This is a genomic window from Streptomyces sp. NPDC058221 (assembly GCF_042882365.1).
Lineage (GTDB): Bacteria > Actinomycetota > Actinomycetes > Streptomycetales > Streptomycetaceae > Streptomyces.
This window is the reverse complement of sequence record NZ_JBHVWF010000213.1, coordinates 1-10,163: the sequence shown is the minus strand read 5'-3', so window position 1 is coordinate 10,163 and position 10,163 is coordinate 1. Positions and strand designations below refer to the sequence as shown.

At 69.6% G+C, this 10,163-nt stretch carries 7 protein-coding genes; 2 read left to right on the top strand and 5 right to left on the bottom strand.

All coding sequences use genetic code 11. The annotated features are described in order from the left end of the window. The 5 genes from ACFVW8_RS36435 to ACFVW8_RS36415 form a co-directional block, all read right to left on the bottom strand. The coding region (locus ACFVW8_RS36435) for a hypothetical protein (protein ID WP_389697842.1) at positions 1 to 372 on the bottom strand (372 nt) is incomplete at its 3' end. A 70-nt stretch (positions 373 to 442) separates the two neighbouring features. Continuing rightward, positions 443 to 1,957: a methyltransferase domain-containing protein gene (locus tag ACFVW8_RS36430; protein ID WP_389697840.1), complete on the bottom strand. Its 1,515-nt coding sequence runs from the start codon at positions 1,955 to 1,957 to the stop codon at positions 443 to 445. 83 nt (positions 1,958 to 2,040) lie between these two features. After that, positions 2,041 to 3,192: a glycosyltransferase family 39 protein gene (locus tag ACFVW8_RS36425; RefSeq protein WP_389697838.1), complete on the bottom strand. Its 1,152-nt coding sequence runs from the start codon at positions 3,190 to 3,192 to the stop codon at positions 2,041 to 2,043. A gap of 359 nt (positions 3,193 to 3,551) precedes the next feature. Next, on the bottom strand, positions 3,552 to 7,097 hold the full coding sequence (locus ACFVW8_RS36420; protein WP_389697836.1) for a CDP-glycerol glycerophosphotransferase family protein: 3,546 nt from the start codon (positions 7,095 to 7,097) through the stop codon (positions 3,552 to 3,554). Between the two features lie 387 nt (positions 7,098 to 7,484). Further along, positions 7,485 to 8,102 (bottom strand): TetR/AcrR family transcriptional regulator, encoded by a 618-nt coding sequence (locus ACFVW8_RS36415; protein ID WP_389697834.1) that lies wholly within the window; start codon positions 8,100 to 8,102, stop codon positions 7,485 to 7,487. A gap of 191 nt (positions 8,103 to 8,293) precedes the next feature. Between ACFVW8_RS36415 and ACFVW8_RS36410 the strand changes: the two genes are divergently transcribed. After that, positions 8,294 to 9,202: an ABC transporter permease gene (locus ACFVW8_RS36410; RefSeq protein ID WP_389697832.1), complete on the top strand. Its 909-nt coding sequence runs from the start codon at positions 8,294 to 8,296 to the stop codon at positions 9,200 to 9,202. After that, entirely contained in the window at positions 9,195 to 9,974 is a 780-nt protein-coding gene (locus ACFVW8_RS36405; RefSeq protein ID WP_389697830.1) for an ABC transporter ATP-binding protein, read from the top strand. The genes ACFVW8_RS36410 and ACFVW8_RS36405 overlap by 8 nt, the downstream gene beginning before the upstream one ends. Positions 9,975 to 10,163 lie beyond the last annotated feature (189 nt).

Sequence of the window (10,163 nt, the reverse complement as noted above, 5' to 3'; positions counted from 1 at the left end):
GCGTTGCTGTCCCGCCATGACCGTGGCGAGGCCGACGACCACGAGCAGCGAGCCGCCCCAGGTCCACATCGAGGTCCGCTCGTGCAGGACGGTCGCCCCGGCCAGCACGATCAGCAGATAGCCGAGGGCGTTGAACGGGTACGCGATCGACAGCGGCACCTTGGCCAGGGTCGACATCCAGGCGAGCGCGGAGACCCCGAAGATCACCAGGCCGACGACCACCCAGGGGCTGGTGGCGGCCCGCAGGGCGACGGAGCCGCCGTGTTCCCCGGCGGCGGCCGATGCGCCCTTCATCCCGTGCTTGAGCATGATCTGGCCGCCCGCGGACGAGAACACGGCGAACAGCAGCAGCATCAGACTGGGAAGGGTCAAGACCTTGCTCCTGACGACGGCGGCCGGATTCTCGGACGCGTGGGCGGCGGTGGGTGGGGGAACGGTCGCCTCAGACGCCGACCCGGTCGGCAGGGACGTACTGTCGGTTGAGGATGTCCTGTACATCGACGTGCTCTCCAGCGATGATCGTCTCGGCCGCATGCGGGGTGAGCAGTGCGACGTGCTGATAGCCGAACAGGGTCGGCCGGATCCGGGTCAGCAGCCTCGACGTCGCGCCGAGTACCGCGGCGAGCGGACCGCGCCCGAGCAGCGACCAGAACGGTGCCCCCGTCGACGCGATGTCCAGGACGTCGTAGCCCGCGTTGCGCACCGTACGGCGCAGACTGGCCCGGGTGAAGAACCGCAGATGCGTTTCGTCGAGGATGCCCCGGCGGTCGTAGTCGAAGGCGCCGAGCGCGACCCGCATCCGTGAGTACCAGTGGCTGAAGTTCGGTACGGACATCAGCACCTGGCCGCCGGGCCGGAGCACGGTAGCGACCTCGGTGAGCACCATCTCGGGGCGGGAGAGGTGCTCGATGACATCGCCGGCGACGACGTAGTCGAAGTCGACGCCGACCTCGACCGGCAGGCCCTCCTCCAGGTTCGCCAGATGGAAGTAGGTGCACTTCTCGCGCACCCCGGGCACCTCGACGTAGTCCACCCCGGTCACCTCGTGGCCGAGTGCCTCCAGCCGTTCCGCGAACAGACCGCCGGAACAGCCGAGGTCCAGGACCCGGCCGGGCGGCAGCTTGCGCATCTTCTCCAGGATGACGGCGTGCGAGGAGCCGTCGCCCTCCTTGAAGGCGTACTCGACGGGCTTGGGGATCCAGGCGCAGGTGCCGAACCCCTTGACCGCCAGCCGGTATTCGAGGACGTCCTTGACGACGTCCTTCGCGTACTTCATGCCGTTGACGTAGCAGATCTCGTCGCCGTAGTACGTGGGCACCGGGATCTCCTTGATCCGCATTCCCTCGTTCAGCAGCTGGACGATGATCTGGGTGTCGAAGTCGAAGGCGTCGGTGTTCCGGTCGATCGGCAGCCGCTTCAGCGCCTCGACGCTGTAGGCGCGGTACCCGGAGTGGAATTCGGTCAGCTCCGAACCGAGCAGGCCGTTCTCCAGCCGGGTGAGAATGCGGTTGCCGAGCCATTTGTAGACCGGCATACCGCCCTTGAGCGCCTGCCCCGATTTCATCATCCGCGATCCGAACACGGCCTCGCACTCACCGCGTTCGATCGGAGCGACCATTTCGGGGAGCAGCTCCGGGGCGTACTGTCCGTCGCCGTGCAGAAGCACGATGATGTCCAGTCCGTGGGCGGCCGCCAGCGCGTATCCGGCCTTCTGGTTCCCGCCGTATCCGAGATTCTTGGTGTGGCGCATCACCACGGTCCGCGGCATTCCCTCCGCCTGGGACCATCGGCAGCCGGCGGTGAAGGTCGCGTCATGACTCGCGTCGTCGAGAATGAGGATCTCGTCGATCCGGGAACGGAAGTCCTCCGGAATCCGGTCGAGGGTCTTCTCCAGCGTTGTCTCCGCGTTGTACGCGACCACCAGGATGCCGATCCTGGGGCTCGGGCTTTCCTTCACGGGGCGTTCTCCAGTTGCGCTCGATGCTCGGTGCTGGGGTCGGGGCGGTTCGATGGGCGGGTGCCGCGCCGGTGTGCGCGCGGTCAATTGACGGCGGAACCGGAAGGCTGCGAGGTACGGGGGGTGGCGAGGGTCGCCCGCGCGGCGGGGGGCTGCGCCGCCGTTCCCGGCCGGGTGGCGAGGATCCGGCGGATGCCGGTGACGAGGCCGGCCGCGAGGACGATCCAGCCGGCGGCGCCCAGTTCCAGCAGCGGCTCGCTCCAGCGCACGGCGGAGCGTCCGCTGTAGCCGATGACGGCCGTCAGCCCCAGCACACAGCTGTACGCGAGCCCTTCCCAGAACCCGAGAACGAACGTTCCGGCGGCCGCCCAGGTCAGGTACTGCAGGCCTGAAGCGGTGGACAGGAGCAGCAGCAGGCCCAGCGTGACGGCGACGACCCCGGGCAGCTGCGCAGGCCGCAGCCATGCCAGCCAGACGCCCGCGGCCACGCAGACAAGCACGAAGAGGAAGTGGCCGCCGCCCTGCATGAAGGTGATGACGGACTCCGGCAGCCCGAAGACGTCGGCGAACCGGACGAGGCCCCAGAGGTGGTAGGTGCCGCCCCCGTACTCCAGGACGTTCTCCTTGAGGTGCTGCGGCACGGTCACCAGGACCGGCCCCCACACCAGGGCGAACAGCGCGCCGAAGCCGGCGGCGAAGCGGACCAGCACCGGCCGGCCGCCGCGCAGGGCGGCGACGAACAGCGCGGGGACGACCACGACGGGGATGAACTTCACGCTGATCGAGAGCGCCGCGGCCACCCCCGCGGCCACCGGCGACTTCCGGTCGGCCAGCAGGTGGGCGGCGGCCAGGGCGAACATGATGGCGACCGAGTCGGTGTTGCCGTGATAGCCCGAGGTGGCGATCAGCACGGGACTCACGGCCACCCCGATGCCGCACAGGAGCGCCGCACTCTGCGTGGCGCGCCGCCGGACGATCTCGAACACGAGAAGCGCGCAGAAGAAATCGGCGATCGACGCGGGTGAACGGATGAGCGTGCCGAACGACATTCCGAGTTCGGAAAGGCCGTTCAGGGCGAGCAGCATCCAGCCGGCCAGCGGCGGGTGGTTGTAGACGGGCAGTTGGGGCAGCGGGTGCTCATAGATCCGAATGGGGCCGTACACGGTGATGGCCTTGGCGAACCCCGCGAAGATGCGCACGTCGGCCGGGCCCGGCACATTCGCCGCGATGATCATGCGAGTCAGGAGACCGACAGCCGCGGCGACGAGCACAACGACTCTCGCGCGCCGCATGTCCCAGGATTCGCACCGCATTCGGATACCCATGAAAACAGAACGTAGCAACCCGGCGACGCTATGCAACGCACCGATGAACACACTTATGCGCCATGCGGGTCGGGTGTCCTGCGCATCTGCGCAAACGCGGGGGATGCCGAATCACTCGAACGGTTCATGCAGTTCGCACAGTCCGTACGTCAATTTCCGTTCACCACCGCGTCGCGCCGGGGTTCACCACACGCCGGTGCCCGGCCGGTAGGGATACCGGCCGGGCACATGTGCCCCTCGGGGGGGCGACGATTCGCGCGAAACGCGGACTACAGCATCCGGTCGACCACCCGGGCGGTCGCACGGCCGTCGTCGAGGTCGCAGAAGTCACGCCGAAATGCCTCGTACGCTTCCGCGTGTCCCGCGATGGCCCGGACCGGGTCGCGCAGGGCCTCGATGAGGTCGTCGGAGCCGGGGATCAGCGGGCCGGGGGCCCGCGTCTCGAAGTCGAAGCTGAATCCGCGCAGCGTGTCGCGGTAGTGCTCCAGGTCGTAGGTGTGGAAGAGCATCGGACGGCCGGTCTGCGCGAAGTCGAACATCAGCGAGGAGTAGTCGGTGACCAGCGCGTCGCTGATCAGCATCAGCTCGCCGACGTCCGGGTAGCGCGAGACGTCGCGGACGAATCCGGTGCCGCTGTCCGGGAGCCGGTCGGTGACCATGTAGTGACGGCGCACCAGCAGGACGGTGTCCGCGCCCAGTTCGCGTTCGGCGGCGGCCAGGTCGAGCTGGAGGCCGAGCGAGTAGCGCCCGCCGCCCAGCTGCTGGTCCTCGCGCCAGGTCGGCGCGTACAGCACGACCTTCTTGTCCTTGGGGATCCCGAGCCTCTCCCGTACCGCCTCGGCGACCTTCGTCCGGTCGGCGGCGTGGAAGATGTCGTTACGGGGGTAACCGCACTCCAGGACCTCACCCTCGAAGCCGAACGAGCGGCGCAGGACGGGGGTGGAGAAGGTGTTCGGGGACACCAGGAAGTTCCACTGCTCGGCGCGCCGCTTGAGGGTGGCGATGTAGGCGGCGTTCGCCTGGATCGTGCCCGCCAGCTCCAGGCCGATGCGCTTGAGCGGGGTGCCGTGCCAGGTCTGGACGACGGTCTGGTCCTCGCGCCGGACGAACCACTCGGGCAGCTGCGTGTTGGTGACGATGTACCGGCTGCGGGCCAGCGCGTCGTGCCAGGCGGCCGAGCCGTGCTCCACGGCGGTGGCGCCCGCGGGGATGATGGCCTGCTGGTCGCGCACGACCCACAGGTGCTCCAGCTCGACGCCCCTGGAGACCAGTTCCTCGTAGACGGCACGCGGCGAGTCGGAGAACTGGCGGCCGTCGAAGGTGCTGTAGAGGGCGGCCTCTCGCAGCGGCGCGGTGCGCTTGGCGGCGTAGGAGTCGCTCAGCAGCTTCTTGGCCCGCAGGCCGCGCTCCGACGCGGTGAGCACCGAGGCGGAGACGACCAGCAACTGGTCGCCGAAGCGCCGCTCGATGGTGTAGTCGCGGCCGGCGAGGTTGCGGGTGACGGGCAGGGTACGGAAGGCGGAGGCCGGGATGCGCAGCGCGATGTCGCCGCTCTCGTCGGCCGCGCCCTTCTCGCGGAGGAAGAAGTACCAGTTGCCCTCGCCCAGGGGAAGCGGGCCGCCGGGCCCGTCGACGGCGTCCGGCCGCAGTTCGGCCCGGAACCGGCGGGCGTCGTCGGCACCGGTGAACTCGACCGGGAAGGTCGCCTCCTCGCGGTGGCTGCTGTTCTGGGCGATCAGCTCGACGGGGTGTTCCGGGTCCTCGGGGAACGTGCCCTCCAGGAACAGCCGGCCGTCCTCCGTCCAGCTCGCCAGCTCGACGGAGGGCTGCACGGTGCGGTCGCTGATCAGCAGGTTCCCGCGGGAGCTCGTGACGAAGGCGAGCTCGCGGCGTACGCCCTCCTCGCCGTCGCCCAGCGGGTAGCGGCCGAGCGGCAGGGGGCCGGGCACGTCGACCGGTGTCTTCTGGTCCTTGGGACCGACGAGATGAACGCTGTAGCCGAGGTTCTTCGGGGCGTCGTCCGCCGTGGGACGGGCCTCGGTGACGGCCGCGAGCGGGAGCTCGGCGGTGAAGCGGCGCCAGCCGGCGGCCGCGGACTCGGTGCCTTCGCCGACCGTGACCGGGACGTCGCAGGCGGCGCCGGTCGCCTTGTGCGTGAGGCCGAGCCGCAGTTCGCCCTTGGCAAGACGGTCGCGGACCATGCCGGACACCAGGACGGTGCCGGAGGTGTCGCCCGCGCGGTGGGTCTCGAACCGGGCGTCGATCCGCTCCGCGTGCAGCACCAGCTTGTCGCCGTCGAAGGCGGGAACGATCCGGTGGTCCCCGTCCGGCCGGTACACGGGCGGTGCCACGGAGACCTCACGGACGGAGGGGAAGGCGCGGCGCAGCATGCCGTTCCTGGCGATGCCGACCTCCAGGCGCCAGGTCAGCTGCTTGGGGCTGCCGTCGGCTGCGATACGGAGCTTCGCCGGGTCGATGACCGCCTCGAAGCCCGCGCGGTCGTAGTCGTGCAGGCTCTGGCGGGAGCGCGCGGTGGCCTCCGGCTCGTCGACCCTGCGCAGCCGCAGCGGCACCACGTTGCGCCGGCCGGCCCGCAGCCAGCCGATCCGGAACTCGCTGGGTCCGGAGGCGACGGGCAGGTTGCGGATGTAGGCGTATCCCTTGAGGTGCAGCTTGCCGTCCCGCCACTGCGCGTCCCGCAGCCGGGCGGCGAGCGGGAGGTCGCGGTCGGCCACGCGCAGCACCTGCGCCGGCACGGGCTGCTTCAGCACCGGGTAGCTGGCCTGACGGCGGCGCACCCCGCGCACACCGAAGGCGCCGGGCTCGCGCTTGTCGAAGGCGAGCAGGGCCAGCAGCTCGTCCATGCGGCGCTCGCGCACCAGGTGCCACATCACACGCAGCCGCAGCGGGATTCCGTCCAGGACCGACGGGTCGACCTGGTCGAGGAACGCGTTGCAGTGCGTCAGGAAGGCGGCGCGGTACTCCTCGTCGCCGTCGGGCAGGACCTCCATGAAGTACCAGAGGTCGTTGGCCAGGGCGTGCGCCTCGTAGTGGTTCTTGTCGGCGGCGGGGCGGTTCTTCGCCAGGAAGGTGGAGACCCCCTGCACGTGCGCGACGCGGTCGCGGACGCCTCGGACGACGGCCCGGCTGGTGGTGATCGAGCCGGGGCGGTCGCGCCAGTGGTAGACGGGGTCCTTCACGATGTCGACCGAGCCGGCCAGGAAGTGGGCCGGCAGGACGACGGGAATGTCCTCGTACAGCGCGCCGACCGGGAAGGCGAACTCGTGCTTGTCCCAGAAGGAGCGGCGGAAGACCTTGTTGCAGGCGATCCGGTCACCGAGGAGATCCAGATCACGCGAGACGTGGGTGCGCAGCCGGGTCGTGGCCATGGGCTTGCGGAACATCGGCGACTGCTGGAGCTTGCCGCCGGCGCGCAGCCGCAGCACGTTGCCCGACGCCAGGTCCGAGCCGGTCTCCTCCAGCGCCCCGACGAGCAGCTCGTAGGCGTTCGGCGGGATGATGTCGTCGCTGTCGACGAAGGCGAGGTAACGGCTCTCCGGGTCGCAGTTGCGCACACCGGTGTTACGGGCGTGCCCCAGCCCGCCGTTCTTCTGGCTCACCAGCCGGAAGCGGTCGTCCTGCGCGGCGAACTCGGCCGCCAGAGCCGCGCTGCCGTCGGTGGACCCGTCGTCGACCATCACCACCTCGAGGTCGGTCATGGTCTGCTCCGCGAGGGACTTCAGGCAGTCCGTCAGGAAGAGCTCGACGTTGTAGACGGGGACAACGACACTGAGCCGTGGCGGCATGTTGAGCACGTCCGTTCATCGGGGGCCTGGCTGTCCGTATGGCTCAACCGTGTGAACGGTCGGGGGTCACCGGTTACGGTCCCGAACGAGTGACTACGCCTGCACCGTGCTCGCCCCGTGGACAAAGCCGCTCCGTTCCAGGGTTCGTCCTCGGCGGTGACGGCAGTGCCCGGGGCTTCGCCCGGACGGCCCGGGAGCACGGTGTTGCGCATGCTCCGGGAGGCCCGGTGGGCGGCCCGTCCACCAGACTATCCGATGGAACGGCAGCACAAAAAAGCACACTCATACCCCGGCCCGAAGCGCAACCGGGGGACAGACACGCTCGGGACCGCCGTGCCTGCCATGAGCAGGGACGCAGGGGGCGCACAGCCGGTTCCCCGCACGCCCCTGCCGGGGTCAGCGGGTGAGAGCGGCCACGGCCGAGGCGGCCAGGTCGTCCAGGTACCCCGCGGGCAGCTCGCCCCGGACCACCGCGAGGCGCCAGTAGAGCGGGCCGACGATCAGGTCGAGGGCGCGGTCGGGGTCACTGCCCTCGGGCAGTTCCCCGCGGGCGACGGCGTCCCGTACGACCACGGCGGCGATACCCAGCTGCGGGTCGAGGAGGGCGGCCTTGATGGTGTCGGAGATCTCCGGGTTCCTGGCCGCCTCGACGAGCAGGTCCGGGATGACCTGGGAGGCGAGCGGGTGACGCAGGGCATAGGCGGCCAGTTCGAGCACGGCGCGGACGTCCCCGTACAGCGAGCCGGTGGCCGGGGCCGGCATGCCCTGCACCGCGACGGCGGAGACCAGGTCCAGGACCAGGTGCAGCTTGGACTTCCAGCGGCGGTAGACCGCGGTCTTGCCGACCCCGGCACGCCGGGCGATGCCCTCGATGGACATCCGGGCGAAACCGACCGCGGCCAGCTCCTCGAAGACCGCGCTGCGGATCGCATCGGTCACGTCCTCGCGCAGCACGGCGGCTCCGGCGGGGACACGGCGGCGGCTTCCCGGGTCGGTGGTCATGGCCCGAATCATAGTCCGCGACGACGAAACGGTTGCGTTGCGACGTCGATGCGACCTACCCTCGGCGTTGCGACGATACGGTTCCGTTCCGTCGCTCGTGATGGTTCCTGCCCCTCGATTCCTGCCCCTCGACGAAAGCGATCGTGGTGAGCCAGACAACAGCCCCGGCAGCCCCTTCGGCCCCTTCGGCCCCGGCATCTCCGGTGGGCACCCCTCCGGCCGCGCACCCGCCCGTGTACGCACCGGGAGAGCTCGCCGCACTCGCCGCCCGGCACGGGCTGACCGTGAGCGGGGCGAGGCCGTCCCTGCCGGTGTACGTCCGGCAGCTGTGGGGCCGGCGACACTTCATCACGGCGTTCGCCACCGCCAAGCTCACCGCCCAGTACAGCCAGGCGAAGCTCGGCCAGATCTGGCAGATCATGACGCCGCTGCTGAACGCCACGGTCTACTACTTCATCTTCGGCGTCCTGATGAAGACGAAGCACGGCGTGCCCGACTACGTACCGTTCCTGGTCACCGGCGTCTTCATCTGGACCTTCACCAGCAGCTCGATCACCGTGGGCACCCGGGCGATCAGCGGCAACATCGGGCTCGTACGGGCCCTGCACTTCCCGCGCGCCTCACTGCCGATCGCGCTGGCCCTGCAACAGCTCCAGCAGCTCCTCTTCTCGATGGGCGCACTGGTGCTGATCCTGGTGGTGTTCGGCCAGTACCCGCAGCCCTCCTGGCTGCTGGCCGTACCGGCCCTGGCGCTCCAGGCCGTGTTCAACACGGGCATCTCGATGGCCATGGCCCGGCTGGCCGCGCGAACTCCGGACATCGCCCAGCTGACACCGTTCATCCTGCGCACCTGGATGTACGCGTCCGGCGTCATGTGGAGCATCGGCACGATGCTCCAGGGCAACCGGGTCCCGCACCTGGTGAAGCTGGCGCTGGAGGTCAATCCGGCCGCCGTCTTCATCGACCTGATGCGGTTCGCGCTCATCGACAGCTTCGACCGCGGGCAGCTGCCCACGCACGTGTGGGCCATCGCCGCGGGCTGGGCCCTGGTGTGCGGCGTGGGCGGATTCATCTACTTCTGGAAGGCCGAGGAGAGTTACGGACGTGGCTGACAGCACGGACACCGGCGTACCGACGGTCGTCGTCGACGACGTCCACATCACGTACAAGGTCAACGGCGCCCGCACCGGGAAGGGCAGCGCCACCTCGGCCCTCAGCCGGATCACCTCACGCCGGCAGACCCCCGGGGTGCGCGAGGTGCACGCCGTGAAGGGGGTGAGCTTCGCCGCGTACAAGGGGGAGGCGATCGGCCTGATCGGCTCCAACGGCTCGGGGAAGTCCACCCTGCTGAAGGCCATCGCAGGTCTGCTGCCCGCCACGAAGGGCCGCGTCCACACCCAGGGCCAGCCCTCGCTGCTCGGGGTGAACGCGGCGCTGATGAGCGATCTGACCGGCGAGCGCAACGTCGTACTCGGCGGCCTCGCGATGGGCATGACCCGTGACGAGATCCGCGAGCGCTACGCGGACATCGTCGACTTCTCCGGCATCAACGAGAAGGGCGACTTCATCACCCTGCCGATGCGCACGTACTCCTCCGGTATGGGCGCCCGGCTGCGCTTCTCGATCGCCGCAGCGAAGGACCACGATGTCCTGCTGATCGACGAGGCCCTGTCCACCGGCGACGCCAAGTTCCAGCGGCGCAGCAAGGACCGGATCATCGAACTGCGCCAGCAGGCCGGCACGGTCTTCCTGGTCAGCCACCACAACAAGTCGATCACCGAGACCTGCGACCGGGCGATCTGGCTGGAGGCGGGGACGCTGCGCATGGACGGCCCGGCAAAGGAAGTGGTCGCGGCCTACGAGAAGTTCACCAACAAAAAATAGCCGCCCGGCACACCAAGCCTAGCCAGCGATTGAGGACAAGACCCGCACCCCGGGCAGCTTCCCCAAGCCGAACCCGCCCCATCAAGCCCAGCCCGGCAAAATCAAGCCCGTCCGGCGATTGAGGACAAAGCCCGCGCCCCGGCCGGGGCCGCACCCACTCAAGCCCGACCCCACATAGAGGACGAGGCG